Raw genomic sequence first — 25345 nt, forward strand, 5'->3', positions numbered from 1 at the left:
CAACACCGAACGAACCGCCGCACTGACCGACTACCTCCACACCTACAACTACCATCGCTCCCACACCGCACTCGGAGGCCAACCACCCATCAGCCGCGTAAACAACCCTGCAGGCCAATACACCTAGATGGCGCACGATCGGCCGGGTGCGGGGCGTAACGAATACCGGCAGGAGGCTGGCTGGGAAGGGGGGCGCGGCTTCCGGGAGGTGGAATTCGTTGCCGAACGGGGGTCAGCTCTGGCGGTGCGTGCCCTCCGGGCGCAGGGACCGCGCCGAGTTCGGGGGCCGGTTGGCCGCTGGGGGCGTGCGTAGCGCGCACCGGCTTCGCCGGCCTGCCCCGGCATGTCGCCCGTCTCGGACGTGGCCGTTCGTCGGGCGTCTCGTGGGGACGGTGGCGGTTGTTCTGGTCGGCGGGCGGTGGGTGTTGGCTTCGGTCAATGACCACGCTGCCGCGCGAACATCGCCTGTCGTCTTGGTAGTCCGCGGGCCGTCGACTCCCGAAGGCGGGCGCCGGGGGGTGGGGGACCTTTTTTCTAGGTGCCCGTTTGGAAGTGAACAGATCGTTCAACTCTAGACGGGCACCTACAGAAAGAGACCCCCACCCCCCCTGCCCGGAAGCCGACAAGGCGCGGACTACCCCACCGACAGGCGATGTTCGCGCGGCAGCGTGGTCGTTAACCGCCGCCCCGTCATGCCAGCGGAGTGGAGTGGCGAGGGCCGTCCCTTTCAGTCGTCCGACGATCGGTCATGTCCGAGACGGACGACATGCCGGGGCAGGCCGGCGAAGCCGGTGCGCGCCACGCACGCCCCCAGCCGCCGGTCGGCCCTCGAACTCGGCGCGGTCCCTGCGCCCGTGGGGCACGCACCGCCATTCCCGACCACCCCTGGCGGCAACGAACCCCACCCCCCGGAAGCCGCGCCCCCCTTCCCAGCCAGCCCCTCACAGTCATTCGTTACGCCCGCACCCGGCCGATCGTGCGCCATGTAGGCCAGGCGTCGTGGTCCGCGCCAGAGCCTCAACCACACCGCAGAGTCTCGTTGTTCACCCACGACCAGTCGGGCTGCCCCGCACCGGCCACCGGCCCGCAGACAAACCCCGCACCCAACACACCACCTCCACCCCGTTCACCCCCTCACAGCCACCCCCGCTCGCGCGCCATCAACGCCGTCTGGGCACGGGTCGAGGCGCCGAGGCGGCGCATCACGTCCGCGATGTGGCGGCGGTAGGTCCGCACGGACACCCCCAGATCGCGGGCGCCGGTCTCGTCCTTCCCCACCACACACATCATCCGCAGCACCCGCAGCTCCGCCTCCGACAGCTCGGGCCCGCGCTCCCGGCCCGGGTCGCGCAGTTCGACCGCGACGTCCCCGGCCTGGTCCCACACCTTCTCGAAGAGCCCCAGCAGCGTGCTGACCAGCGCCCGGCCGCGCACCAGCAGCGCGCCGTGCTCGATGTTCTTCGGGTCCTGCGGCATCAGCGCGATGCGGCGGTCGTAGACCGCGACCTGGTCCGACATCTCCGCCGCCACCCTGACCTGCCCGCCCCTGGCCACCAGCTCCCGCAGATAGCCGGCGACCGGCGGGTGGTCGAGCACGTCCGGCGGCACGACCAGGCGTCTTCGCACCCCGCGCCGCAGCGCCCGCCACTCCAACGCGCGTGCCTGGCCCACCTGTTCGGACATCAGATGCACACCGGGCTCGACGGAGACGATCTCCTCCCTGGCGAAGAACGCCAGGTCCTCCATGCGGCTGCGCAGCTCCTCCCGGCCATCCAACTCCTCCACGCCCCGCTCGCCGCCGCCGGCGGCCGCGCCGGCCCCGACGCCCGCATCGCCCGAGGCCGTGGCACTCTCCGCGCGTAGCGCGGCGAGCACATGGCGGCTCTGGGTGAGCCGCTGGATCTCCTGGTACATGTCGCGCAGCCGCAGCTCCGTCAGCCGCGCCACCGCGAGTTCGGGGTCGGCGGGACAGAGACAGTCGGATGTTTCCCCGGGTCTGAGCAGGCGGAGTTGGACGAGCCGTGCCACCGCCCGCTCACTGTCGCCCCGGTCGATGCCGAGCGCCCCTGGCAGGCTCTCGGCGGGCGACTCGGGGTGCCGCAGGAAGTGCCGGTACACCTTCTCCTCCACGGTGGAGATCCCGAAAACACCCATTTCATTCATGCACACGACAAGCCTCCTGCGCCGGGTGGTTTGTGCAGGTCACGCGCGGGTGAGTGCGGGCGCGCGGGCGCCCACGATCGCGAATCCCATGTTTCCTGCCCGCCGCCACCCACGGATGAACTCGGAATTGACGGCCGGGAACGACGGCTGCGCCACCCCGCCCGCGCCCGGCCCGTTGGTCGCCTCCGCGTGCTCGCCGAGTAGTGACAGACGCGTCGTCCGTTGGTTGGATGCCGGGAACGTTCCCCGTTGCCTGACCTGGGAGTTGTGTCGTGTCGCTGTCCCGCCGTGCCCTGCTCTCCCTCCTGCCGGCCGCGACGGTGGCGGGCCAGGCTGCCCTCGCCGGGCCGACCAACGCCGCGCCCACGTCCGCCCGTTGGGGCGGCAGGCCCGCCTCGGCGGCGGCGGCCGACCACGGGCGGCTGCTGGCCAACACGGTCGCGACGTTCGCCGGCACCCCGGAGTCCAACGCGCACCCGGAGGCGGCCGGAAAGCTGGCCGCGATCGCCGAAACGGCCCGCGAGTGGCTGGCCGCCTGGGACGCGGCCGGCGCCGGCGAGCTGTTCGCCGGGCTGCCGCTCGGCGACAACGACGCGCACCTCAACGCCAGTTACCAGCACCTGTACGAGATCGCCCTGGCCACCGTCGCCCCCGGCGACGCCGCGCCCGACCTGCGGGAGAACGCCGCCGTCCGGCGCCGGGTGGTCGAGGGCCTGGCCTGGCTGCACGAGCAGCACTACGGCGACCAGTCGGCCGGCTACTACGGGAACTGGTTCCACTGGGAGATCGGCATCTCCACCCACGTCAGCCGCACCCTGGTGCTGCTCGCCGACGAACTGACCGCGCAGGCACCGGAGTTGACCGCCACCTATGTGGCGTCCATGGACACCTACCTGCGCAACGGCGAGAACGGGGACGTCGACCTCGACTCCCGCTTCCACACCGGCGCCAACCTCGCCGACATCACCGTCAACCGGGTCCTCCAGGGCGCGGTCACCGGCGACGAGGCCCGGATCGTCAAGGCCGTCGCCGACCTGACGACCGTCTTCCACCCGATCGACCCCTACGACCTGCGGCACGGCGTCACCGACGGCTTCTACGCCGACGGCTCGTTCCTCCAACACGCCTCCGTCGCCTACACCGGCTCCTACGGCACCTCGCTGCTGGGCCGGGTGACCCAGGCGTTCTCGGTGCTCGCGGGAACGGAGTACCTGGCGCGGGCCGAGCTGGTGGAGGTGGTGCGCGGCTGGCTGGTGAACTCCTTCGCGCCCGTCGTCTTCGAGGGCTGGATGATGGAGCTGGTCAGGGGCCGGGCGGTGTCGCGGACGACCAGCGGCTACGCGGCGGTCGCGGCCGTGGTGGAGGCCGCCGTCGACCTCTCGGCCGCCGTCGAACACCCCGAGCGGGCCCGGGAGTTGCGCGGCTATGTGCGGTATCTGCGGGAGACCTCGCCGGTGGCGCCCGACCCGGTGGGCTTTGTCTCGCCGGTGAGCGTGGCCCGCTACGCCGACATCCTCGCCGACGAGTCCGCGCCACCCGCCGACCTGGGCCCGGCGGCCCGGAACGTGGCGTTCAACGCGATGGACCGCACCGTGCACCGCAGGCCCGGCTACGCGTTCGCGCTGGCCCGCAGCTCGCGGCGGATCAGCCGCTACGAATACATGTCGGGAGAGAACCTGCGGCCCTGGTTCCAGGGCGACGGTGCCCACTATCTGTACCTGTCGGGCCAGGACCAGACGCAGGCGTTCGGCGTGGACTACTTCACCACCGTCTCGCCCTACCGGCTCGCCGGGGTCGTCGCCCCCGTGGAGGAACGGGCCACCGTCCCCGAGCTGTACGGCCATCCGTACTACGACAACCCGGAGGCCGGGTTCACCGCCTCGTCCGAGGCGCAGAACACGTATGTCTACTTTCCGTGCTCCACCAACGCCCACTCGGGCGGGGCCAGCCTGGACGGCCTCGGCGCGGTCGGCCTGGTGCTGGCCGACGACGTGGCCTGGCGGGACCGGGCGGCCGGGCTGCTGCCCGACGACTTCGTGGCCTACCGGAACGCGTCGGGCGTTCGTTCCTGGTTCCTCCTCGACGACGAGGTGGTGCTGCTCGCGGCCGGGGTGCGGGACCCGGCCGGGCGGGCGGTGACCGCCACCGTCGACGCCCGGATCGCCGCACCCGAGGCCGACCTCGCCGTCACCGGCCGGCTCGCCGACGGCGGCGACTGGCCGGGGACCGGCGCCCAACAGCCGCTGTCCTGGCTGCGGCTCGCCGACCGCGACGCCAACACCGCCGTCGGCTACGCGTTTCTGGAGCCGGCCGAGGCGCGCGTCGACCTCACGACCGTCACCCGCAGCCGGCGGCTGGTGCGCACCGCCAACCCCGACACCCCCGTCACCAAGCGGGTGTTCACCCTCGGCACCGAGCTGCCCGCCGGGGCGCGGCGGCCGGGCACGCTCGCCTGCGCGCTGGTGCCCGGCGCGGACGAGGAGCGGCTGGCCGCCTACGCCGGCGGCCCGTTGACCGTGCTGGCCAACACGGAGCGGCTCCAGGCCGTGGCGCACCGGGAGTTGGGCCTGGTCGGCGTCAACTCCTTCGCGTCGGGCCGCCATCGGGCCGGCGGGATCGAGGTCGAGGGCCCGGCCTCGGTGCTGGTCACCCGCGCGCCGGACGGCGCGGTCTCGGTGGCGGTCGCCGACCCGACGACGGAACGCGACCGGATCGCGGTGACGCTGCGCGGCCGCGCGCTGCGGCCCGTCGCGCTGGACGACGGCGTCCGGGTCAGCCGCGTCCCCGGCGGCACCCGGCTGACCGTCACCACGCGCCACGCCTACGGCGCCTCGCTGACCGCACGCCTGGCGCCGGGCGGGCGGTGAAAGGGCCGGTGGACGGACGGTGAAACGGCCGCCGCCCGGGGCACCGGCCTGGTGGCCGGCGCCCCGGGCGGCGCGAGTCGGGAACGGGTGAGGGGCGGATCAGTAGTGGGGCATCGGCTGGGGTCCGGGGAGCCCTGGACGCTGGGTGCCGCCGAGGAAGTACCCGGTGAACACGGCGGCGGCCGGGGCCAGCGCCATCAGCGGCCAGGTCATGCCGTGCGAGTTCTCCGTCCAGCTCTCGAAGACGTCGGAGAAGTCCTCGAAGAAGATCTCCAGGGAGCCCTTGGCGCCGTCGGTGGCCTCGGAGGCCAGCACCGCCGAGGCGAACGTCTCGCCCAGCACCATCGCCAGCAGGGCGCCGACCGCCGCCAGCCAGTAGAGCCCGACCTGGCCGGGCGCCAGCTTGGCCACCGGCAGGCCGACGAGCGCGCCGATCAGCGGGGCCAGCCAGGTGAGTTGGGCGACGTCGATCTCGGTGTCGCCGCTCTCCATGGCGTCCTGGACCAGGGACTCGAGGTCCACCACCATGCCGGTGACCAGGCCGTAGAGGAAGAACAGGGCCAGGACCGCCCCGAACATCAGGCCGACGGCGGCGCCCGCGTTGCCCCGGCGCGGGGGCGGCGGCGGGAACATCCCCGGGCCCGGCATCCCGGGTCCCGGCATCCCGGGTCCCGGCATCCCGGGTCCCGGCATCCCCGGTCCTGGCATCCCGGGTCCTGGGGCCTGCGGGTAGCCGTATCCGGGCTGCGGGCCCGGCGGTTGGGGCTGGGGCTGGGGCTGGGCCTGCTGCGGGTAGCCGTAGCCCGGCTGCGGGCCGGCGGGCCCGGGCGGCGGCCCCGGCTGGGCCGGGCCGGGCGCCGGCGGCGGGCCACCCGGCCCGGCCGGCGCCGCCGGGAAGGCGGCCTGGGTGGGCGCCTGATGCGGGTAGCCGTACCCGGGGCCGTTCGGCTGACCGGGGCCCTTCGGTTGGCCGGGCGGCCCCGGCGGCTGTGGCTGGCTCATGCTTCCCCCTCGTTCCGTCCCCTGCGTGCGCGTCGCTGTCCCGGCCTCACCCGCTGTACACCACCGCACACAGCAGGGTGGACTCCCCGTCCATCGTCCACCAGTAGTACTGCTGGTTGCCGGCGGCCGAGGCGCACTCGTCACCGGTGGGGTTCGACGGGGCCGAGTAGACGGCGATCACGTTGAACTTCTGGCTGTAGGGGGAGGGAACGCTGCCGCCCTGGCAGTCGATCCAGCTCATCAGGTTGGCGCTGCCGTCCGCCATGCCGAGGAAGCACTGGCCCACCTCGAACTGCCGGGTCAGGCAGAGCGCCACCGTGTCGGGGCCGTAGCTGTAGTAGATGTAGGAACGGCCGGCGTCCACCGGGCAGTCGGAGACGAAGTCGGTGGTGGAGGCCACCCAGACGCCGGCGTTGTCCGCCGTGCAGTCCACGACGTCGGGCGTGGTGCTGGCCCAGTCGGTCTCGTTGACCATCCAGTTGGCCAGGCAACTCCCCTGGCTGACCGAGCGGTACAGCTCCATGGTGGGGTCGGTCGGCGTCTCGGTCGGCGTCGGAACGGGGTCCTCCGTCGGCATCGTGCCGCTGTCCCCGCCGCCGAGGTCGCCCCCGGAGCCCTCGATGTCGCCGCCGAGGTCACCGCCGCCGGCGTCCGTCTCCAGGTCCGGCAGTTCGCCCGTCTCGCCCGACTCGAAGCCCTCCAGGGAACCCATGTCGGGCATGGCGCCCATCGACTCGTTGTCCCTGGCGTCGGCGCCGGTCGCGGCGGCCAGACCGAAGGAGAGCCCCGTCACCAGCACGACGATCAGCGCCAGAATGCCGAAGCGCTGGCCCCCCTTGGCCCCGCCGGGACCTCCCCCGGGGCCCGGCGCGCCTGACGGCCCGGGCCAGCCCTGCATATGGCTCATCGCACTCCCCCGTGTCGTGCACTTGTTCAGCGACGGTCAGGCTAGCAACACCCCGCAGCTCGTACACACTCGCGGCCCATTCTGGTGCGAACCGGAGACATACCGCCCGAGGAACCCCGGGAACCCCACGGGAACGGCCCGCCGGGGCCGGCGTCAACTCCCTTGTGTGCGCGGGGAGAAGACGGTGTGCGGAAAGCGTCGGGTAGTACACCCGTGCCGATGGTCGCCCGTGCGGACCCATTTCCCGCGCTGAGGCGTGAGAGCCCTCTCGGATCAGAAATAATCGCGTTAGTCGCTCATTCCGCAGCGGGAGCCTCAACGGGAGTTGATCCGTGCGTTCCACTGTTTTCTCCGCCGCCGGTACCGTCACCGGGGCGCTTTTTCTCGCCACCGCCGCCTTTTCCGTGCCGGCCCATGCCGCCGAGGGCGAGGTCACCGTTTTCGGAACGGAAGTCACGCCGCTGACGAACTACGCCGACCCGGTGGGCTGTCACAAGCTGCCGCTGGACGCCCATGTGTTGACCAACCGCACCGACGGGCCGGTGACGATCTACGGCGACCCGTTCTGCCTCACCCCGGGCCTGACCGTGCAGCCCGGCTACGGCTCGCACGTCGCGCCGGGCAGCGGCTCGTTCTCCGCCTAGCGCGGTCCCGCACCCCGCGCGGAGTGTGCCGCGCGGGGAACGGGGCGAACGGCCGTGGTCCGAACGAGGCTTGGGAGAGGGAGACCGGTGAGCAGAGAGGTCCTGGCGGTGGTCGGCCTGGGGTACGTGGGCCTGCCGCTGGCGGCGCGGGCCAGCGAGGTCGGCCTGGTCACGGTGGGTTTTGACGTCTCCGCCACGGTGGTGGCCGGCCTGAACGCGGGCCGCTCCCACGTGGGCGACGTGCCCGACGCGACCGTGGCCGCCATGCTCAGCCGGGGATTCGCCGCCACCGGCGACCCCGGGGCGCTGGCCGGCTGCGACACCGTGGTGATCTGCGTGCCGACCGGTCTCGACGGGGCCGGCGAGCCGGATCTGACGGCGCTGCGCGCAGCGGGCCACACCGTCGGCGGCCACCTGCGGCCCGGCACCCTGGTGGTGCTGGAGTCCACCAGCCATCCGGGCACGACGGACACCCTGTTGCGGGAGATCCTGGAGAAGGAAAGCGGCCTGCGGGCCGGTGACGATTTCCATCTCGCGTACTCCCCCGAGCGCATCGATCCGGGAAATCCGCACTACACGCTGCGGAACACCCCGAAAATTGTGAGCGGTTACACGCCACTCTGCCTGAAACACGCCACCGCCCTCTACCAGAGGCTGGTCGACCGGGTGGTGCTCTCCGCCGGCACGCGCGAGGCGGAAATGGCGAAACTCCTGGAGAACACCCACCGTTATGTGAACATCGCCTTGGTGAACGAGGTGGCGCGTTACTGTGAACGGGCCGGTATCGACGTGTGGGACGTGCTGCACTGCGCCGGCACCAAGCCCTTCGGCTACACGGCCTTCCAGCCGGGCCCGGGCGTCGGCGGGCACTGCGTCCCGGTCGACCCGCGCTACCTCGACGTGCACGCCGCCGAACAGGGCTTCACCTTCGAGCTGTTGGCCGCCGCCCGCAGGGTGATATCCGGGATGCCCAGCCGGGTCGTCGAGCGGGCGGCCGTCGTACTGCGGCGCGAGGGCCGGGAGTTGGCCGGCAGCCGAGTGCTGCTGCTGGGCGTCTCCTACAAGCCCGACGTGGCCGACGTCCGCGAGTCCCCCGCCTTCCCCGTGGCCACCCTGCTGCGCGCGGCCGGCGCCGAGGTGACCTACCACGACCCGCTGGTGCCCGCGTTCGCCCCCGAAGGGGTGCCGATGACACGCGAGACCGACCTGACCGACGCCCTCGGCCGGGCCGAGCTGGCGATCCTGCTCCAGGACCACGCCTGCTACCCGGCCCGCCAACTCGCCCAGGCGCCCTGCGCGTTGCTGGACACCCGGGGCAAGACCGCCGGCGCCCGCGTGACGCTGCTGTAGCGCCCGCGCGCCGCACTGCCCCACTCCCCACAAGCCGCCGGACGGACCGTGCCGTCCGGCCCCAGACCTGGCACCGGCCTGCCTCCCCCCGGCACGCCGGGCGCCGGGGCGGCGCGGGCCTCGCGCCCGCGCCGCGTTCCACCACCAACCCAACCCCTGGAAGAAGGAGTTCGAGCCATGGCCAACAACCCCGTGATCGACGCCCGTCTCAGCAAGCGCTTCGACAAGTGGGACTTCGACCGCAACGGCGTCCTGGAGCGCGAGGACTTCGTGCAGGAGGCCGCGCGGATCGCGCGGTCCTTCGGCAAGTCGGCCGACTCGCCGGAGGCGGAGGCCCTGCGCGACGCCTTCGTCGGGCTGTTCGACTACCTGTCGGCGCAGGCCGGCGGCAGCCCCACGCTCACCCGCGACGCGTACCAGCAGGTCGCCAGCGACCTGGTGTACGTGCAGGGCGAGGCGGCGTTCAACCGGGCGCTCGGCCCGGTCGTCTCGGGCCTGGTCGGCCTGGCCGACCAGAACGCCGACCGGCTGATCAGCGGCGAGGAGTTCGCGTCCTGGCTGACCGCGCTCGGCCTGGACACCGCCTCGGCCAAGGAGTCGTTCCAGAAGGTCGACACCGACGGCGACGGCCAGCTCTCCGAGGAGGAGCTGCTCACCGCGATCCGGCAGTACCACTTCGGGCAGCTGGACGTCGAGCTGCTCGGCTGAGTCGGGCGCTCCTGTCGGAGGCATCGCGCCGGGTCGGCGGCCCCAGGGTCGCCGGCCCGGTTTTCTCTGCCCGGTCCGCGGGCCGGGCACCGCTCCGCGCGGCCGGCGCTTGCAGAAATATGTAGATCGGTCTAGCGTGGCCGGTCATGGGACGGAAGGGCGCGGAGACGCGGGACCGACTGCTGGACGCGACACAGGAGTTGGTCGAGGACGCGGGGTACTTCGGCACCGGGCTCAACCAGGTGCTCGCGGCCAGTGGCGCGCCTCGGGGCTCGCTCTACTTCCACTTCCCCGGCGGCAAGGACCAGTTGGTCGCCGAGTCCGTGCGGCGGGCCGGCCGCGCGGTCGGGGAGACGCTGGCCGGCCAGGCCGCCGAACGCGACGTGCCCACAACGGAGTTCGTCGCCGACGTGCTGCGCGCCCTGGGCGACCGGCTGGCGGAGTCGGGCTGGCGCAAGGGCTGCCCGGTGGCGACCGTGGCGCTGGAGACGGCCGCCGCCAACGACCCGCTCCAGAAGGCGTGTTCGGAGGTCTACGACTCCTGGGAGGCGGAGCTGCGCGCCCGGCTGGCCGACCGCCCGGACGCCGACGACCTCGCGGTCACCGTTCTGGCCCTGATCGAGGGCGCGCTCCTGCTGGCCCGCGCGCACCGCGACCGGCGCCCCCTGGACGCCGTCGGCCGCCAACTGGCCGCCCTGCTGGGCTGAGCGGTCCTGGCCGCCGCGACCGGCGGGCCTTCCCATGGCCAGAAAATATGCAGACCGGTCTACTGGCCGTTCCTCCGCGCGTTGACCGTTTCCGTTCCGTCGAAGGGCACCCCATGGACGCGATCGTCTTCGGAGCTACCGGCCTCATCGGCCGCTCGCTCGTCGCCGAACTGCTCGGCCGGGGGCAGCGGGTGGCGGCCGCCGTGCGGCGAGACACCCTCACCCCGTGGCTGCGCTCCCGGGGCGTCGAGGTCGGCGGGCTGGCGGTCGTCACCGCCGATGTCACGCGACCACTCCCGGATCTGCCGGCGGCGCGGGACGTGTACAACGCGGCCGGCCGCTACGCGTTCGGCCTCGGCGTGAACGAGGCGCGGGCCACCAATGTCGCCGGGGCGCTGCGGGTGCTCGACTGGGCCGCCGAACTGCCCGGGCTGCGGCGGCTGACACATCTCAGCGGCTACCGGGTCGGCGGGGCGGACGACGGCGCCCCCGACGTCGCCCGGCTGGGCGCGTACGAGGCGTCGAAGATCGAGGGCGACCGCGCGGTGCGCGCCAGGGCCGAGGAACGCGGCGTTCCGCTGAGCATCGTCAACCCCGGCGTGGTGATCGGCGCCGGCCAGCACATCGGGCTGGCCGCCCTCGTCGCCGACCTGTGGAACGGGCGGCTGCCCGCGCTGCCCGGCGGCCGCGACACCTGGGTCCCGATCGTCACGGTCGAGCATCTGGCGCGGTTTCTGGCGGCCGTCCCCGCGTTCGCCCCGGCGGGCGAGCACCACTGGGTGCTCGACGACGGAACGCCGCCGCTGCCCGAGCTGATCCGGCTGGTCGCCGCGCACACCGGCGTCCGCGCGCCCCAACGAAGCGTCCCCGTCGGCCTGTTGCGGCGCCTGCCGCGCCGGCTGACCGGCGCCGACCCCGAGACGCTGTCCTTCCTGGCCACCGACCGCTACCCGACCGACTCCGCCCGGGCGCTCGCCGCCCGCGCCGGGCTGGCGGCGCCGCCGGCCGCCGAGGCGCTGCGCGCCTGGGCGGACGACCAGATCGCGGAGCGCTTCGGCGCGGCCTCGCCCTGGCTGCGCCCCTACGGCTTCCACTCCGTGGCGGGCGCCCGCACCTGGGTACTCGGGGAACGGCGCCGGCCGGCCCACGTGCTGCTGCCCGGGCCGCCGTTCAACGCCGACGTCTGGGCGCCGCTCGCCGCCCGCCTGCCCGGGCCGGTGCTGGCCGCCGACCTGCCGGGCCTGGGGCGCTCGGCCCCCGCCGCCGGCGGGACGGACGCCTGGCTGGCGGACCTGCTGGCGCCGGTGGCCGGCCGGCCGACGCTGGTCGCGCACTCGGCGGCGTGCGGTCCCGCGCTGCGCTTCGCGGTCGAGCACCCGAAGCGGGTCGGCCAACTCGTGCTGGTGGCCCCGTCGTTCCTCCTGGCGCCCGCGTCCCGGCCGGCGCGCTCGGCCCTGGCGGCAGCGGTGGCGCGCCGGATGTCGGCCGCCCGGCTGGCGCGGGCGCTGGGCGTGCCCGAGGGGCCCGAGGTGGAGGGCGCGGTGGCTGACCTGCGGCGGCCCGGGGTGGCGCGCCGGGTCGCGGCCGCGCTGCGCGCGGACGCCCAACGGCGCGGGCTCTGGCGGCAGTTGCTCGACCGGGTGCGGGTGCCGGTGCGGATCGTCCTGGGCGCGGCCGACCCGGCGGTGGTGACCGTGGACCACCCGGTGACCGAGATCGCCGGCGCCGGGCACCATCTCCCGTTGACCCACCCGGCGTTGCTCGCCGACATCCTCAACGAGCAGCGGAGGCCGGCCCGTTGACCGCGCGCCGTGCCGCACCGGCGGTTCAGCCGCCGGTCCCGCACAGCCGCCGCAGTTGCGCGTCCAGCACGCCCCGGGCCTCGGCGCGATCCAGCTGGCCGAGGAGCAGCTGCACGGTGAGCCCGTCGGTGAGCGCCAGCAGGGCGCGCGCCTCGGCCGCCGGGTCGACGGCGACGCCCCGGGCCTCGGTGACCTCGGCGACCAGCCGGGTCAGCAGGTCGAGCACCTCGGGATGGTCGGCGCGCAGCGTCCCGGCCAGCGACGGGGTGACGGCGGCGCGCGCCACGAACGCCAACCACACCTGGGCCTCCGGGCGTTGCTCCTCCGCCAGCAGCGCGAGGTCGGCCAGCACCCGGGCCAGCGCGGCGGGCGAGGGCTTGGTGGCGGCGGCGCGGGCCCGGGCGACGAACCGTTCGCCGACCCGGGCCAGGGCGAGGGCGAGCATCTCGTCCTTGTCGCGGAAGCCGCGCTGCACCGCGCCCATCGACAGGCCGGCCTCCCTGGCCACATCGCGCAGCGTCACGCCCTCCAGGCCGTGCCGGTCGGCCAGCCGGTGCACGGCGTCCACCACCCGCTCGCGCCGCTCCGCGTAGTCCACCTGCTTCGGCATCCGCGCTCCTTCGTCGCCTCGGCCCCCGAGATGCGGCCGGCGGGCCGCCAACGTGCCACCGACGGGCCGCCGTCCCACACCCGAGCTTATTCGATGCGCTCGCATCGGTTCGCCGCGTACGATCCGATACAACCGCATCGGAACACCAGTCACACGAGGCAGCACATGGATGACACCGCACTCTGGCAGCGCACGGCCGGCGAGTTGGGGGCCGCCGTCGGCAGCGGCGAACGGAGCGCCGTCGAGATCATCGAGAGCCATCTGGCCCGGATCGCCGAGGTCAACCCCACCGTCAACGCCGTGACCCAGCTGCTCGCCGAACGCGCGCTCGCCGAGGCCGCGTCCCTGGACGCCCGCCGCGCGGCCGGCGAACGGCTCGGCCCGCTCGCCGGGGTGCCGTTCACCGTCAAGGAGAACCTCGGCATCGCGGGCGTGCCGACCACCCACGGGCTGGCCAGGTTCCGGGAGTTGACGGCCCGCAGGGACGCGCCGCCGGTGGCGCGGCTGCGGGCGGCGGGCGCGGTGCCGGTGGGGCACAGCAACATGCCGGACCTGGCGCTCGGCGGGGTGCACCCGCGCAGCGAGCTGTTCGGGGAGACGACGAACCCCTGGGACGCCGGGCGCAGCCCCGGCGGCAGCAGCGGCGGCGACGGCGCGGCCGTGGCCAGCGGGATGGCGCCGCTGGGCCTCGGCAACGACTCCGGCGGCTCGGTCCGGCTGCCGGCGGCGTTCTGCGGGGTGGTCGGCCTCAAGCCCAGCGCCGGCCGCTACCCCGCCGACCACCGCCTCGGCCCCGACGACCCGACGCTGGCCTCCCAACTCATCCCGGTGGACGGCCCGTTGGCCCGCACCGTCGGCGACCTGAGGCTGGCCCACGCGGCGTTGGCCGGCACCGACCCGCGTGACCCGCGCGCGGTGCCGGTGCCCGTCGAGGGCCCGACTCCCCCGGGGCCCTGGCGGATCGCCGTGGTGCGCGACCCCGGCGGGCAGGGCACGCACCCGGCCGTGGACGCGGCCGTGACCGTCGCGGCCGACGCCCTCGCCGACGCCGGGCACGCGGTCGAGGAGATCCCGGACGTGCCGCGCCTCGCCGAGTGCCTGGAGGTCTACGGCGGGTTGATCATGACCGAGTTCGCCCTGGGCTGGCCGCGCATCGAGCCGGTGCTGCCGAAGGAGAGCCGCGCGTATATCGCCATGTCGATGGAGCGGAACGCCCCGGTGGACCTCGCCGGCTATCTGGCGCTGACCGGCCGGTGGTTGGGGCTGCGCCGCTCCTGGCACGAGCTGATGAACCGTCACGAACTGTTGCTGGCACCGGTGTTCACCGAGCCGCCGGCGCGGCCGGGGCTGGAGACCAGCGGCCCCGACGGCTTCGAGCGGTTCTCCCGGGCGCTGCGGCTGTGCGCGGCGGTCTCCCTCGTCGGCCTGCCTGCGGTGGCCCTGCCCGGCGCGGTGGTGGACGGGCTGCCGCAGGGCGTGCAGCTGGTCGGCCCGATGTACCGGGAGGACCTGTGCCTGGCGGGCGCCGAGCTGGTGCAGCGCAGGACCGGGGTGCTGACCCCGGTCCAGCCGGCCCCGCGCCGCTGACCCGGCCGGGCCACGGCCCTGGCGTTGGTCGGTCCCGCGCCGCTGACCCGGCCCGCGTCAGCCCTCGCCGTAGGGCGCGAAGGCGACCGGGTCCTCGGGGCGGAGCCCGAGGACGCCGCCGCCGGTCAACTCCGGTGCCCGCACCAGGATGTTGTAGTGGTTGGGGAAGTGGCAGGCGTCGAAGCCGAGCAGGGTGCCGACCGGCCGGCCGGCGACGGTCAGCGCGTCGCCCCGGTCGAGCACCCCGGCCGTCTCGATCTCGACGAAGCCGAGGAAGCCGACCCGGTCGATCCGCGCCCCGGCGAGGGTGTCGGCCTGGTCGGTGACGACCAGCTCGTGGACCTCGCCCCGGCGGACACAGCGGCTGGCGAACGGTTCGAGCCGCATTCCCCGTTCGGTCCTGGTGTGCAGCAGCACCTTCACCAGGGTGCCGGTGACGGCGCGCTTGGCGCCGTTCTCCCAGGAGGCGGGCCGGTTCATCCGACGCCGCCCACCGGGGTCTCGGCGCGTTCGGCGGCGTAGACGTCGGCGACCAGCTCCAGGGCGCGCAGCCCGTCGATGTGGGCGGGCCGGCCGGTGGCCACCACCCCGGCGAAGTCGGCCAGCAGATGGCGGTACTCGTGCCAGAGCGAGGACTTGAAGCCGGCGTGGCCGGCCAGCAGGTCGGCGTGGTGTTCGGTGCCGTCGGCGAGCCGGAGGCGGACGTCCTTGGCCTCGCCCGGGTAGGACCAGTCCAGCTCGACGCGGGCCAACGCGCCGGAGGCGGCGGCCAGTTCGATGCTGGCCTGCCGGTCGAGGCCGGTGGCGTCGCGGGCCACGGCCGCGTCCACGACCCGTACCTCGCCGAGCAACTGGCGTACCAGGTCGAAGGCGTTGGGCCCGTTGTCGGCGACGCAGCCGCCGCCGCAGCGGGCCGGGTCGAGGTACCAGGTGTCGCCGCCGATGTGCTCCTCGATCCGCTCCAGATAGCGCACGGTGGCCGAGACGACCGGCACGCCCGGCGGCAACCGGCGGACCAGCGCGGCGAGTTGGTCGTTGTAGCGGCGGTGGAACGCGGTGCACAGCGGCACCTCGGCGGCCAGCGCCAGCGCGGCGACCTCGCGGCCGGCCACCGGGTCGAGGGCCAGCGGCTTCTCGACCAGGACGGGCACGCCGGCGGCGATCGCGTCGGCGGCGATCGCGGCGTGCAGGTGGTTGGGGGCGGCGACCACCAGCGCGTCGGGCCGGTCGTGGGCGAGCAGCGCGCGGTGGTCGGGGTGCCGGGTGACGCCGGCCGGCAGATGGTCGGCGAGCGCCTCGGGCGCGTCGGGCCGTGGGTCGCAGACGCCCGACAGCTCCCAGTCGGGGCTGTCGGCGATCGCGGCCAGGTAGTAGCGGGAGATCACGCCGAGTCCGGCGACGGCGATCCGGCGGGCGGCGGGCGGGTGGTCGGCGGGCGGGTGGGCGGCGGGCGGGTGGGCGGTCATCGGTGGGCCTCCAGGGCGGGCAGTTCCAGACCCAGTGCGGTCAGTTCGTGGTGCAGGGCGCGCGGCAGCGGAACGCCGTGCGCGCGGCGTTCGGCGGCGCGTTCGGCCTCCGGCCAGCCGGGGTAGCGGACCGGCCGGCCGTCCTCCAGCGGCGGGCAGTCGAGCACGGTGCCGAAGAGGGAGCGGCTGGCCTCGGCGAACGCGCCGGGCTCGGCGCGCAGCAGGTCGGGGTCGATCGCGAGCAGCAGCAGGCCGATGTCGTCGTCGGTGCCGTGCGGGCGGCCGTCGCCCTCCAGGGCCTCGGGGGCCGGTCCGACGGCCGCGCCGGAGAGCAGCGCGGCCAGCAGCTCGACGGTGAGGCCGAGCCCGAATCCCTTGTGGGCGCCGGTGGTTGGGTCGCCGCCGAGCCAGCGGAGCCGGGCCTTGCCCTGGTCGAAGGCGGCGGGGTCGGTGACGGTCTCGCCGTTCCGGTCCGCCAGCCAGCCGGCGGGCACCGGCCGCCCGGCGGCTGCGGCGACCCGCACTCGGCCGGTGGGCACCACGGTGGTGGACATGTCGAGCACGAAGGGGCGGCCGGGCAGGGCCGGCGCGGCGACGCTGAGCGGGTTGGTGCCCAGCAGCGCCGGCAGGCCGCCGGGCGGCGAGGCGATCCGCTGGCCGCCGCAGTTGCTGGCGACGAGGCCGAGCAGGCCGGCCTCGGCGGCGCGGGCGGCGTGGAAGCCGGCGCAGCCCAGATGGGTGGCGCCGCGCACCGAGACCAGGCCGATGCCGTGCGCGCGGGCGCGGGCGACGGCCAGGTCCATGGACTGGGCGGCCGCCCACAGGCCGAGGGCGCGCCGGTGGTCCATCAGGACGCAGGCGCCCAGGTCGTTGAGGACGCGCGGCTCGGCGGCCGGGCCGGCGCGGCCCGAGGCGAGCAGCGGGTGGTAGAGGCGGCCCAGGTTGAAGACGCCGTGCGAGTCCATGCCGGTGAGGTCCCCGTACACCAGGGCCTCGGCGGCGAGTTGGGCGCGCGGCCCCGGAACACCGAGCGCGGCGAGGAACCCGGCGGTGGCGGAACGGAGTTGGGCGTGGTCAACGGTGACGGTCGGGCCGGGTAACGCGGTCAACGGAGGCTCTCCTCTGGCGACGGTGGTGTGCGGGTGGTCTCGGGGTCGGTGCGCGTCGGGGCGCGCTCCCTGGCGAAGGCGACGAGGGCGCGGGCGACGGTCTCGGCGAAGGCGTCGAGGTCGGCGAGGGTGACGAACTCCCCCGCCGCGTGGGCGTGGTTGGCGTCCAGCGAGCCGGGGCCGAGCACGGCGGTGAAGGTGTCGGGGTGGTCGGCGAGCCAGAGCGCGTCGCAGGTGAACGGCGGCTCGTCGGCCGGCCAGGGCGCGGCGCCGGCGCCGGCCAGCAGGGCCTCGGCCCAGGGGTCGGCGGCATTGAGGGTGGGCAGGCCGCGCTTGTCCCAGTCGAGCCGGGTGAGGGCGGCGGCGTCCCGGGCGGTGCGGGCGAACTCGGCGGTGCCGGCGAAGCGTTGGCGGAACGCGTCGAGCCCGTGCGCCAGTTCGTCGGCCAGCAGCCGCTCCAGGCGGGCGCCCTCGGCGGCCTCGCGGTAGGGCAGGTTGATCAGCAGGGTGCCCCGGCCGTGGACGCGGTTGTGCAGGTGGCCGGTGTGCAGCCCGGCTATGCAGGGCGCGCCGGCGCCGGGCGGGCGGCGGCCGGAGTCCAGGGCGTGGGCGAGGTGTTGGGCGAGGAAGCCGAGCAGCACGGTGGCGTTGTGGCCGCCGCCTGGCCGGTCGTCCACGGCGTCCTCGCCGGCGACGGTGATCCGCGCGGTGGCGGCGGCGGTGACCCGGGTGAGGAGCCGGCCGCCGGTGGGCTCGCAGAAGAGGTTGATCCGGCCGACGTGGCCGGCCGCGACCAGGGGCCGGGTGCCGAGGGTGCCCAGGGCGCCGCCCTCCTCGCCGGCGACGGCCTGGATCAGCACGGCGGTCTCCCGGCCCACGGCCGGCTCCCTGGCCGCCGCGGCCCGCACCCCGGCCAGCAGGGCGACGGCCGGGCCCTTGGCGTCCACGGCGCCCCGGCCGGTGAAGCGGTGCCCGTCGAAGGTCACGGGCTCGGCGCCGGCGACGGTGTCCAGGTGGACGTTGCACATCACGGTCGCGGCGCGGGGCAGCTCGGGCCCCAACCGCAGCAGGAGGCTGGGCTGTTGGCGCAGGAAAGCCGGGTCGTCGAGCGCGGCGGCGACCGGCGCCGGCAGCGGGCCCGCGCGCACCTCGGCCTCGGTGGGCGGGGCGTGCCGCAGCACGGTCAGGCCGAGCGCGCGGGCGGCCTCGGCGTAGCGGCGGCCCGCCGCCCACAGCTCGGCCGGCGGGTCATCGGGGCCCGCCTCCAGGGGCCCTGCGGTCGGGGTGCGCAACAGGTCGAGCAGCAGGGCCCGTTCGCCGGCGGTGAGGGCGGCCCCGGTGGGCGCGCTCACCGGGGGGCCCGCACGGCCGGCGGGGTGAGCCGGGCCAGCAGCTCGGTCAGGGCGTGGCCGGCGGCGACGAAGGGCGCCGGGCCGGCGCTGCGGGTGGTGCCGGCGTGCGGCTGGTGCGCCAGGTGCGGCTCGATGGAGAGCGGGCCCCGGTAGCCGGCGGACCACAACAGGTCGAGCATCGCGGGGAGTTGGGCCTCGCCCCGGCCGGGCAGGGTGTAGTGGACGCGCCCGCCCTCGTGCCGGGCGTCCTTGACCTGGACGTGCCGGACCCGGGGCAGCAGCCGTTCCAGCATCGCCAGCCCGTCGTAGCCGTGTGGGACGCCGTTGCCGGTGTCGAAGAGGACGCCCAGGGCGGGGCTGGCGATCTCGTCGAGGAGCCAAGCCAGCCGCTCGGCGCTGGTGCCGGCCCAGCCGGAGCAGTTCTCCACCAGCAGGGTGAGGCCGAGCCGTTCGGCGCGTTCGGCGAGCCTGGTCAGCCGTTCGAGGACCAGCGCGCGCCAGCGGTCGGCGGGCAGCCCGCCGCCGGGGTAGCTCATCACCCGCACCCAGCGGCAGCGCAGCACCTCGGCGCGGCGGGCGAGGGCGTCCAGCGTGGCGAGGTCGGCGGAGAGCGGATCGGTGGCGTGGCTGCCCCAGTTGCCCAGGGTGGAGTCCAGGCAGACGACGTCCAGGTCGGCCTCGTGGAGGCGGGCGGCGAGGTCGGCGCAGGCGCGGGCCGGCAACTCGGCGATGCCGATGCCGTCCACCGACCTGATCTCGATGGCGTGCCAGCCGAGTTGGCGCAGCGCGGCGCACTGGCCCGCCGCGTCGGGCGCCGCCTCGTCGCCGATGCCGGCCAGGGGTGCGTCCCAGGGGGTGCGGCCTGGCTTGGGCGTCATGGGTGGGCCTCCAGGGGTGGGGAGCCGGTGGGGATCGCGGCGCGCTCCTTGGCCTCGCACAGCAGGCGGACCACGGCGTGGTGGATGGCGTAGGTGACCTGCTGGCCGGTGGCGAAGCGCCGGTAGGTGTCCCGCAGGAAGGCGGCCAGCGCGTCGTCCCGGAAGATCGCCGGCGGGCGGCCGGGGAGCGTCAGCCGGGCGTGGTCGTCGCGTTCGCTGATCGGGTAGTGGCCGACGACCTCGCCGTCGGCGAACCGCAGCCGCACGCTGCGGCGTTGGACGGGCGCGGTCAGGTCGGAGCGCAACTCGCTGGCCACGCCGTTGTCGTGAGTGAGCGTCAGCGCCGCGCCGCCCATGAGGGGGCGCAGCGCGGTCTCGGTGCGCAGGTCGGTGCAGCGGGCCTCGGCGACGGTGGCGGGGCCGGCCAACTGGAGGACGACGCCGAGGGCGTGGGGTATCTCGACGTCGAACGCGCTGGGGTGGCCGTCGTCGCTCTGGCCGCGCAGCAGGCGCGGCTTGTCCTGCCGGAAGGCGAGGGAGCGCAGCGGGCCGAACGGCCGGTGTTCGGTCAACTCCCGCAGCTCGCTGGTGAGTCGGGAGGAGAGCCAGTGCGCGACGACCTCGATGTGCAGGCCGTGGCGGCGGCGCAGGGCGTCCAGCCGGTCGAGTTGGGCGCGGTCGGCGGCCAGCGGCTTCTCCACCAGGACGCGGGTGTAGCCGAGGGCGGCCAGCTCGCCGAGCAGCGCGACCCGGCGCGACGGCGGGGTGCACAGGTGGACGACGGTGCTGGCCGGGTCGCTGAGCCGGGCCGCGTGGTCCAGGGACGCGACGCGCTCCACCCCGGCCAGCCCGGCGCCGGCCTCGGGGCGGGGGTCGAGGGCCAGCGGTGGCCCGGTGAACCAGGCGTCGCCGGCCGCGCCGGCGCGCAGCAGCGAGGCGGCGTGCAGGCCGGCACCCGACCGGCCGAGCCCGACGACGAGGGGCCGCACATTTCCTCCGCGAGGTGAGATCGAGGGGTGGGTTCGAGGGGTGGGATCGGGGCTGGGATGGAGAAAGAGGGGAAGGGCAGGGAAGAGCAGGAAAAACGGGTCGGGGAATACAGGTGTTCGGTGGTGCGTGACGCCCGGGTGAATACCGGAAGGGTTTTCGAGACGCCGCCGAGCGCGTTCGCCAACGAACCGTCGGCGAACACGCCGGGGCGACTTTCACAGCCCGCTCGGCGGGGTGTCAAGCAATGCCGACAGCTGATACCTCAAAGGGTGAATCCCCTTGCCGGAGGTTCGCGTTGGGCGGCGCTCGCTATACGTTTGGGCCCGGCCGGGCGCCGTCGGCGCCGCAGCCACCAGCCCCGGCCCCCTCGTTATCCCCGCTCGTCCCCTCTCATCCCCAGGCTGGCTTCCGTTGCTTTCGAGGAATTCCCCGCTCGCATTACCCGAGGACACCGGCGAAGAGGTCGCCTTCTTCTCGCAGGCCGCCACGTTCCGTCGGCTCTGGCCGTCGATCGCGGACCGGCTGAACGAGGTCTTCGACGACGGAAAGTTCTCGCACGGCGCCCAGGTCGCCGCGCTGGAACGGGAGTTGGCCGCCTACACCGGCGCCGGCTTCGTCCTCGGGGTGAACAGCGGCACCGACGCGCTGGTGCTGCTGCTGCGCGCCTGTGGGCTGCGGCCGGGCGACGGGGTGCTGGTGCCGGCGTACTCGTTCGTCGCCACCGCCTCCTCGGTCGTCCTGGCCGGCGGGCGGCCGCAGTTCGTGGACGTCGAGCCGGCGAGCTACGCCATGGACCCGGCCGCGCTGGAGCGGGCGATCACCCCCGAGAGCCGCATGGTGATGCCCACCCACCTCTTCCACGCCCAGGCCGACATGGCGGCGATCGGCGCGATCGCCGAGCGGCACGGGCTGACCCTGGTCGAGGACAGCGCCGAGGGCATCGGGATGCGGCAGCGCGGGGTGCACGCCGGGCTGCACGGGCGCGGCGGGGTGCTGTCGTTCTTCCCCAGCAAGACCCTGGGCGCCATCGGCGACGCCGGCGCCGTCCTCACCGACGACCCGGCGGTCGCCGCCACGGTCGGCGCGCTGCGCCACCACGGGCGGTACGGCCGCACGCTGGCGCACTTCCCCGGCATCGCCAACGAGACGGCGCTGCCCGGGGTCAACAGCAAGATGGACGACTTCCAGGCGGCGGTGTTGCGGGCCAAGCTGCCCGATCTCGACGGCGCGATCGAGCGTCGCGCCGCGCTGGCCGCCGCCTACACCGAGCGGCTGCGCGATGTGCCGGGGGTGCGGCGGCTGCCCGAGCCGCACTCCGAAGGCCCGGGCGAGCGGGGCGTGTTCTATGTCTATCTGGTGGAGGTGGAGCGGCGCGACGCGCTGGCCGCACACCTGGCCGCGCGCGGCATCGGCACCGAGACCTACTACCCCAGGTCGCTGCACCGCCAGCCGTGCTTCGCCGAACTCGGTTACGGGCAGGGCGCGTTCCCGGTCGCCGAGGCGGCCAGCCGGCACGCGCTGGCGCTGCCGTTCCACCCGGATCTGACGGACGATCAGGTGCGTCGGGTCTGCGAAGCGGTCGCCGCGTTCTACCGCGCGGGGGGCGGCCGATGAGCGCGGAGCCGGTGCCGTTCTTCTCGCCCCGCCTCTTCGATGAGGACCGGGCGACCGCGCTGCGGCTGATCCACGAGGTGGGCACCGCGCCGGAGCAGCGCTTCATCCTGGGCGAGCACACCCGGGCCCTGGAGGACGCCCTCTCCCGGGACCTCGACGGGGCGCACGTGGTGGCCTGCGGCAGCGGCACCGGCGCGCTGACCATGGCGCTCGCCGCGCTCGGCGTGGGCCCCGGCGACGAGGTGGTGGTGCCGGCGCTGGGCTGCGCGCCGCTGGCCTCGGCCCCGCTGGCGCTGGGCGCCACGCCGGTCTTCGCCGACGTGGACCCGGTCACCCTGACCCTGGACCCCGGGGACGCGGAGCGCCAGATCACCGCGCGCACCCGGGCGTTGGTGCCGGCGCACCTGTTCTCGACGATGGCCGACATGCCGCGCCTGCGGGCGCTGGCGGCGGCGCGCGGGCTGCGGCTGATGGAGGACTCGGCGGTCGCGCAGGGCGCGGTGCTGGCCGGCACCCCTGCGGGGCTGTGGGGCGAGGCGGGCGTGTACTCCTTCGTTCAGGTCAAGACGTTCGGAATGCCGGGCGAGGGTGGCGTCGTCGTCACCAGGGACGCCGAACTCGCCACGCGGGTACGGCTGCTGCGCAACCACGGGCAGCGCGAGGGCGAACGGTTCACCCACCGGCTGGTCGGACACAACAGCCGGTTCGACGAGATCCAGGCCAGGCTCCAGCTGCACCGACTGCCCGGCCTGCCGGCCCGGTTGGCGCGCCGCGCCCACCTCGTGGACGCCTACACGCGGCTGCTCGCGCCGCTCGCCGGGCGCGGGGTGATCGCCCCGCCGCCGGGCCGGGACGGGCGCTGCGGCTATGTCTACACGGTGCTCGCCGACGACCGGGAGGGGCTGGCCGGCCAGCTGCGGGCCGAGGGCGTCGAGACCCACGTCTACTACCCGCGCGCCCTGCCGCACCACGCGGCGTTCCGCCCGTTCGCGCCGCCCGGGCGGCGGTGGCCCGTCGCCGAGTCGGCGGCCGCCCGGATGCTGTCCCTGCCGCTCTACCCCGAGCTGACCGACGCGCAGGTGGCGCGGGTCGCCGACGCCGTGTGGCGGTTCGTCGAACGTCGCACCCCGGAGCACATACGGGAGTTCGGCGACGACACCGACCGTTCCCCCGCAGCGAGCCGCACGGAGGCCAACCCCCGATGACCCAGGACCTGACCGACGCCCCCGACCGGGCCGGAGACCAGCCGCCCGGCCGGCCCACGGCCCGCCCCGCCGAGAGCCGGGCGCGCGCCTTCGCCCGGCTGGGCAAGCTGGACGTCTACGACTACTACCCGAGCATCGCGGTGGCGGCCTCCGCCGTGCTGCTGCCGCTGGCCGACTTCGAGGCGAGGACCGCGCTGGTCCTGGGCCTGTTCCTGGTCGGCGAGGTGTTCGTGGTGATGGCGATGGTGGCGCTCGACGACATCACCGGCTACCACGACGGCAGCGACGCCGCCAACTACGGCCCGAACCACCCGCTGCGCAACGTGCTGCGCAAGCCGCTGGTCGCCGGCACCCTGACGCTGCGCGAGGCGCACCTGTTCGCCTGGGGCTGCGCCGCGCTCGGCACCGCGCTCTGGGCGGCGACGGTCGCCCTCGCGCCGCACCGCCCCGGCTGGGCGCTGCTGGTGACGGCGGCGCTGCTGGTGGTCTCGCTCCAGTACTCCTACGGGCTGAAGATCAGCTACCACGGCTTCCAGGAGGTGTTCCTCTGCGGCCTGGGCGTGGGCCTGGTGGTGGCGCCGCACGCGCTGGTCACCGGCGGCTTCTCCGGGTTCCTGCTGGTGCAGGGCGTGCTCTTCGGCTGCGGGCCGCTGCTGTTCGGGGTGTACTCCAACACCAACGACATCGAGGGCGACCGGGCCGTGGGCCGGCGCACGGTGGCCGCGCTGGTCTCGCCCCGGGGCAACGCGCGCTTCGTCGGGGCGCTGTCCGTGGGCGAGTTCGCGGTCGGCGCCGGCGCCTCGCTCGCCGGGGTCGCGCCCTGGTGGTTCGTGCTGGCGATGCTGCCGGTGACCGCGCTGCGCGCGCGGCAGTTCCACACCGGCTTCGTCGCGGGCGACATCATGCGGGCCCGCCGGATCGGGTTCACCGCGCACCGGGTCGCGATCATGCTGCTGATCGGCGTCAACCTGGCGCTGGGCGCGGGGGTGGTGGCGTGAGCGCACGCGAGACGGACCTGGACGTGGCGGTGGTCGGCGCGGGGATCGCCGGGCTGAGCGTGGCGGCCGAACTGCGCCGCGCGGGGCGCTCGGTGCGGGTCTTCGAGGCGCTGGACCGGGTCGGCGGCCGGATGCGGACGCTGCGGCGGGCCGGGTTCACCATCGACGAGGGCGCCGAGCAGATCTCGGCGCAGGGCTACCGGGCGACCTGGCAGCTGCTGCGGCGGGTGGGCGTCCGCCCGCCGGAAGTGCCGCCGATCGGCCGGGCGGTCGGGCTGTGGCGCGACGGGCGCGCCCACCCGGGCGTGGGCTCGCGCCTGGCGCCGCTGACCGGCGCGGGCCTGTCGGCGCGGGCGCGCGTGGACGTGGCGCGGTTCTCGCTGTGGATGTCGCGCCACAGCCGGGAGCTGGACCCGGACCGGCCGGAGCGGGGCCCGCTGGGCGCGCTGACCGTCACGGAGTTCGCCCGCCGCTACCACCCGGAGCTGCTGACCCACCTGTTCCAGCCGCTGGCCGGCGCGTTCTTCGGCTGGGACCCGGCCAGGTCCTGCGCCGCGCCCGCGGTGAGCCTGCTGCGGGAGGTCGGCCCGGTCTCCGCCTGGCGCACCTACCGGGGCGGGATGGACCTGCTGGCCCGCCGGCTGGCCGCCGGCCTCGACGTGGTCACCGGCACCCCCGTCGAACGGGTCGCCGCCGACGGCGACCACGCCCAACTCGACGTGGGCGGCCGCACGTTGACCGCCCGCGCGGTGGTGCTCGCGGTGCCGGCGCCGGTCGCGGCGCAGCTGCACGCCAACGCCCCCGCCGCGGAACGGACGTTCCTTCAGGCGTGCTCCTTCTCGCCGATGCTGAAGGTGAGTTGCGCGCTGGAACGCCCGCTGGCGCCCCGGGGCGGCCGTTCGCTCTATGTGCTGCTCACCCCGGAGGCGGAGGAGGACACCCTCGCCGGGATGGTGCTGGACCACGCCAAGCACCCCGGCCGGGTGCCGGCCGGCCGGGGCCTGGTCAGCCTGATCGCCAGCCCGCGCCAGCTGCCGGCGCTGCTGACCGCGCCCCGCGAGGAGGTCGTCGAGCGGCTGACCAGGGCCGGGGAACGCTTCCTCCCGGGGCTGCGCGCGGCCCGCACCGACGCCTGGGTGCACGCCTTCCCGCACGGCCTGCCGGAGGCGACGCCGGCGGCGCTGCGGCACCGCGCCGCGTTCCACCAACGGCCGCCAGGACCGGTCGAGTACGCCGGGGACTGGGTGCTGCTGCGGCCAGCGAGCGAGGGCGCGGTGCGCTCGGCGGCGCTGGCCGCCGCCCGGGTGCTGGCCCGCCTCGGCGGCGAGGTGCCGGGCGAGCAGCCGTTGGTGCCGTCCGCCGACTGACCGTCAACCGAACGCCGAG

Annotated in this window: 21 protein-coding genes and 1 pseudogene; 12 read left to right on the forward strand and 10 right to left on the reverse strand. The window is 75.0% G+C overall.

Annotated elements, in window-relative coordinates:
- Positions 1-127, forward strand: a pseudogene (locus tag FH609_RS27280) (IS481 family transposase); the annotation flags it as partial.
- A 1007-nt stretch (positions 128-1134) separates the two neighbouring features.
- On the opposite strand, the gene FH609_RS27285 reads toward FH609_RS27280, so the two are convergent.
- Positions 1135-2163, reverse strand: coding sequence for a LuxR C-terminal-related transcriptional regulator (locus FH609_RS27285; protein WP_226962002.1), 1029 nt, complete (start codon positions 2161-2163; stop codon positions 1135-1137).
- 272 nt (positions 2164-2435) lie between these two features.
- Here FH609_RS27285 and FH609_RS27290 point away from each other — a divergent pair, with 272 nt between their 5' ends.
- Positions 2436-5030 (forward strand): polysaccharide lyase family 8 super-sandwich domain-containing protein, encoded by a 2595-nt coding sequence (locus tag FH609_RS27290; protein ID WP_139673331.1) that lies wholly within the window; start codon positions 2436-2438, stop codon positions 5028-5030.
- A gap of 99 nt (positions 5031-5129) precedes the next feature.
- On the opposite strand, the gene FH609_RS31275 is transcribed toward FH609_RS27290, so the two are convergent.
- Positions 5130-6032 (reverse strand): hypothetical protein, encoded by a 903-nt coding sequence (locus FH609_RS31275; protein WP_193318080.1) that lies wholly within the window; start codon positions 6030-6032, stop codon positions 5130-5132.
- A 46-nt stretch (positions 6033-6078) separates the two neighbouring features.
- Complete coding sequence (locus FH609_RS27300; RefSeq protein WP_139673334.1) at positions 6079-6939, reverse strand: hypothetical protein; 861 nt, start codon at positions 6937-6939, stop codon at positions 6079-6081.
- Between the two features lie 332 nt (positions 6940-7271).
- Between FH609_RS27300 and FH609_RS27305 the strand changes: the two genes are divergently transcribed.
- The 5 genes from FH609_RS27305 to FH609_RS27325 all read left to right on the forward strand — a co-directional run bounded on the left by FH609_RS27305 (position 7272) and on the right by FH609_RS27325 (position 12150).
- The gene (locus FH609_RS27305; protein WP_139673337.1) at positions 7272-7583 is read left to right on the forward strand and encodes a hypothetical protein; all 312 of its coding nucleotides are present in this window, start codon (positions 7272-7274) and stop codon (positions 7581-7583) included.
- Positions 7584-7670: 87 nt separating this feature from the next.
- Complete coding sequence (locus FH609_RS27310) at positions 7671-8933, forward strand: nucleotide sugar dehydrogenase (RefSeq protein ID WP_139673340.1); 1263 nt, start codon at positions 7671-7673, stop codon at positions 8931-8933.
- 177 nt (positions 8934-9110) lie between these two features.
- On the forward strand, positions 9111-9641 hold the full coding sequence (locus FH609_RS27315; protein ID WP_139673343.1) for an EF-hand domain-containing protein: 531 nt from the start codon (positions 9111-9113) through the stop codon (positions 9639-9641).
- A gap of 146 nt (positions 9642-9787) precedes the next feature.
- On the forward strand, positions 9788-10348 hold the full coding sequence (locus FH609_RS27320; protein ID WP_139673346.1) for a TetR/AcrR family transcriptional regulator: 561 nt from the start codon (positions 9788-9790) through the stop codon (positions 10346-10348).
- Between the two features lie 113 nt (positions 10349-10461).
- A complete protein-coding gene (locus tag FH609_RS27325) occupies positions 10462-12150 on the forward strand; it encodes an alpha/beta fold hydrolase (protein WP_139673350.1) in 1689 nt (562 codons plus the stop codon).
- A gap of 25 nt (positions 12151-12175) precedes the next feature.
- Here FH609_RS27325 and FH609_RS27330 read toward each other — a convergent pair whose 3' ends face one another.
- The gene (locus FH609_RS27330) at positions 12176-12760 is read right to left on the reverse strand and encodes a TetR/AcrR family transcriptional regulator (protein WP_139673353.1); all 585 of its coding nucleotides are present in this window, start codon (positions 12758-12760) and stop codon (positions 12176-12178) included.
- 165 nt (positions 12761-12925) lie between these two features.
- Here FH609_RS27330 and FH609_RS27335 point away from each other — a divergent pair, with 165 nt between their 5' ends.
- A complete protein-coding gene (locus FH609_RS27335) occupies positions 12926-14347 on the forward strand; it encodes an amidase (protein ID WP_139673357.1) in 1422 nt (473 codons plus the stop codon).
- Between the two features lie 57 nt (positions 14348-14404).
- Here the strand turns inward: FH609_RS27335 and FH609_RS27340 are convergent, their stop codons facing one another.
- From FH609_RS27340 to FH609_RS27365, 6 genes are read right to left on the reverse strand one after another with little or no spacing between them, the layout of a single operon-like run.
- A complete protein-coding gene (locus FH609_RS27340; RefSeq protein ID WP_139673361.1) occupies positions 14405-14827 on the reverse strand; it encodes a DUF6917 domain-containing protein in 423 nt (140 codons plus the stop codon).
- Positions 14824-15813 (reverse strand): Gfo/Idh/MocA family protein, encoded by a 990-nt coding sequence (locus FH609_RS27345; RefSeq protein WP_139673364.1) that lies wholly within the window; start codon positions 15811-15813, stop codon positions 14824-14826. The genes FH609_RS27340 and FH609_RS27345 overlap by 4 nt, the downstream gene beginning before the upstream one ends.
- On the reverse strand, positions 15810-16922 hold the full coding sequence (locus FH609_RS27350) for an Ldh family oxidoreductase (protein WP_139673367.1): 1113 nt from the start codon (positions 16920-16922) through the stop codon (positions 15810-15812). The genes FH609_RS27345 and FH609_RS27350 overlap by 4 nt, the downstream gene beginning before the upstream one ends.
- The gene (locus FH609_RS27355; RefSeq protein WP_139673370.1) at positions 16919-18274 is read right to left on the reverse strand and encodes a M20/M25/M40 family metallo-hydrolase; all 1356 of its coding nucleotides are present in this window, start codon (positions 18272-18274) and stop codon (positions 16919-16921) included. The genes FH609_RS27350 and FH609_RS27355 overlap by 4 nt, the downstream gene beginning before the upstream one ends.
- Complete coding sequence (locus FH609_RS27360) at positions 18271-19152, reverse strand: sugar phosphate isomerase/epimerase family protein (protein WP_139673373.1); 882 nt, start codon at positions 19150-19152, stop codon at positions 18271-18273. Before FH609_RS27360 ends, FH609_RS27355 begins: the two co-directional genes overlap by 4 nt.
- Positions 19149-20141 (reverse strand): Gfo/Idh/MocA family oxidoreductase, encoded by a 993-nt coding sequence (locus FH609_RS27365; protein WP_139673376.1) that lies wholly within the window; start codon positions 20139-20141, stop codon positions 19149-19151. The genes FH609_RS27360 and FH609_RS27365 overlap by 4 nt, the downstream gene beginning before the upstream one ends.
- A 412-nt stretch (positions 20142-20553) precedes the next feature.
- Here FH609_RS27365 and FH609_RS27370 point away from each other — a divergent pair, with 412 nt between their 5' ends.
- From FH609_RS27370 to FH609_RS27385, 4 genes are read left to right on the forward strand one after another with little or no spacing between them, the layout of a single operon-like run.
- Complete coding sequence (locus tag FH609_RS27370) at positions 20554-21756, forward strand: DegT/DnrJ/EryC1/StrS family aminotransferase (RefSeq protein ID WP_139673379.1); 1203 nt, start codon at positions 20554-20556, stop codon at positions 21754-21756.
- Positions 21753-22961, forward strand: coding sequence for a DegT/DnrJ/EryC1/StrS family aminotransferase (locus FH609_RS27375; protein ID WP_139673382.1), 1209 nt, complete (start codon positions 21753-21755; stop codon positions 22959-22961). The genes FH609_RS27370 and FH609_RS27375 overlap by 4 nt, the downstream gene beginning before the upstream one ends.
- A complete protein-coding gene (locus FH609_RS27380; protein ID WP_139673384.1) occupies positions 22958-23959 on the forward strand; it encodes a UbiA family prenyltransferase in 1002 nt (333 codons plus the stop codon). Before FH609_RS27375 ends, FH609_RS27380 begins: the two co-directional genes overlap by 4 nt.
- Positions 23956-25326: a protoporphyrinogen/coproporphyrinogen oxidase gene (locus FH609_RS27385; RefSeq protein WP_226961994.1), complete on the forward strand. Its 1371-nt coding sequence runs from the start codon at positions 23956-23958 to the stop codon at positions 25324-25326. The genes FH609_RS27380 and FH609_RS27385 overlap by 4 nt, the downstream gene beginning before the upstream one ends.
- The last annotated feature ends 19 nt before the right edge of the window (positions 25327-25345 follow it).

This window comes from Streptomyces sp. 3MP-14 (assembly GCF_006334905.2).
Taxonomy (GTDB): domain Bacteria; phylum Actinomycetota; class Actinomycetes; order Streptomycetales; family Streptomycetaceae; genus Streptomyces; species Streptomyces triticirhizae.

Bases quoted from the DNA above. Each gene is read 5' to 3' on its own strand.
- FH609_RS27285 (WP_226962002.1), bottom strand. From the start codon at position 2,163: ATGAATGAAATGGGTGTTTTCGGGATCTCCACCGTGGAGGAGAAGGTG.
- FH609_RS31275 (WP_193318080.1), bottom strand. From the start codon at position 6,032: ATGAGCCAGCCACAGCCGCCGGGGCCGCCCGGCCAACCGAAGGGCCCC.
- FH609_RS27300 (WP_139673334.1), bottom strand. From the start codon at position 6,939: ATGAGCCATATGCAGGGCTGGCCCGGGCCGTCAGGCGCGCCGGGCCCC.
- FH609_RS27315 (WP_139673343.1), top strand. From the start codon at position 9,111: ATGGCCAACAACCCCGTGATCGACGCCCGTCTCAGCAAGCGCTTCGAC.
- FH609_RS27320 (WP_139673346.1), top strand. From the start codon at position 9,788: ATGGGACGGAAGGGCGCGGAGACGCGGGACCGACTGCTGGACGCGACA.
- FH609_RS27325 (WP_139673350.1), top strand. From the start codon at position 10,462: ATGGACGCGATCGTCTTCGGAGCTACCGGCCTCATCGGCCGCTCGCTC.
- FH609_RS27330 (WP_139673353.1), bottom strand. From the start codon at position 12,760: ATGCCGAAGCAGGTGGACTACGCGGAGCGGCGCGAGCGGGTGGTGGAC.
- FH609_RS27335 (WP_139673357.1), top strand. From the start codon at position 12,926: ATGGATGACACCGCACTCTGGCAGCGCACGGCCGGCGAGTTGGGGGCC.
- FH609_RS27340 (WP_139673361.1), bottom strand. From the start codon at position 14,827: ATGAACCGGCCCGCCTCCTGGGAGAACGGCGCCAAGCGCGCCGTCACC.
- FH609_RS27345 (WP_139673364.1), bottom strand. From the start codon at position 15,813: ATGACCGCCCACCCGCCCGCCGCCCACCCGCCCGCCGACCACCCGCCC.
- FH609_RS27360 (WP_139673373.1), bottom strand. From the start codon at position 19,152: ATGACGCCCAAGCCAGGCCGCACCCCCTGGGACGCACCCCTGGCCGGC.
- FH609_RS27375 (WP_139673382.1), top strand. From the start codon at position 21,753: ATGAGCGCGGAGCCGGTGCCGTTCTTCTCGCCCCGCCTCTTCGATGAG.
- FH609_RS27380 (WP_139673384.1), top strand. From the start codon at position 22,958: ATGACCCAGGACCTGACCGACGCCCCCGACCGGGCCGGAGACCAGCCG.